The sequence below is a fragment of the Acinetobacter geminorum genome (assembly GCF_013009345.1).
Classification (GTDB): domain Bacteria; phylum Pseudomonadota; class Gammaproteobacteria; order Pseudomonadales; family Moraxellaceae; genus Acinetobacter; species Acinetobacter geminorum.
Map to the genome: position 1 here is coordinate 1 of NZ_JABELE010000050.1, position 828 is coordinate 828.

At 42.1% G+C, this 828-nt stretch carries 1 protein-coding gene and 1 pseudogene; both read right to left on the reverse strand.

Annotated features, from left to right (window positions below; all coding sequences use genetic code 11):
* On the reverse strand, nt 1-407 hold a 407-nt coding region (gene gpJ / locus HJG58_RS18610), incomplete at its 3' end, for a TipJ family phage tail tip protein (RefSeq protein ID WP_170249802.1).
* A 56-nt stretch (nt 408-463) separates the two neighbouring features.
* Nucleotides 464-828 (reverse strand): annotated as a pseudogene (locus tag HJG58_RS18615) (tail assembly protein); the annotation flags it as partial.

An 828-nucleotide genomic window follows, 5' to 3' on the forward strand; every position in this document is an offset into this window, starting at 1 on the left:
TCACCATTTGTAGCGTTCTGAGTACGTAAAGGTCCCCATTTTAAGCGCAGACGAACTGCGTCAAGATCAAGATTACTAAAAGCGCGGACCCACGGTGTTTCAGACTTCAGCTCCACATCGATAGCAGTTTCATTTTCTACTGCAGGAAAACCTTCAATGTATTCCTGATCATTAGTACCATTTCTAAAATCAACTTTTACATTTTCAAAGTTAAGGCTTCCATCTGCATTCTGAAGTGGAGTTTCTTCTAAATAAATTGACTGAAGCCCATTTGCTAGCCCCTCAATTTCTCCTTCAGCTAAACCATATAGAACCTTGATAAAGGTTTTCGATTGAGCAGAATCTGGTGAAATGACAGGTTGCCGTTGTTTATTACTGCCCTTTTTTGCGCCTACTACTGCATTCATAAGAAATCTCACGCAATAAAAAAGGCGCTAGAAAGCGCCTGTTAAATAATTAAAATTTACATCTGATCTTCAGGATATTGACCTGCGCTCACAATGAAGCCACCGACTTCACGTCTACCATAAAGAATTGGAACAGGATTACCTTGTGCAACTGTGGTAACTGCACCGCCAAAGCCTTTATTCGCTCTGTTTCCATCTTGGTTTTGGTCTTGAGTAGTATCAACCTTCGGCATAAGCATCATAGCCACACCACCAAGCATCATTCCAATACCTGAACCAATCAATGCAGCACCGAGTGGTGCTCCACCGCCTAATGTGCCTACAGTTACTAAGACTCCCACCACGACCATCACAGCACCTAAAACAGTCTGTAATATTCCATTACCGCCTGCACCAACTACACGTGGAACAATATGAATAA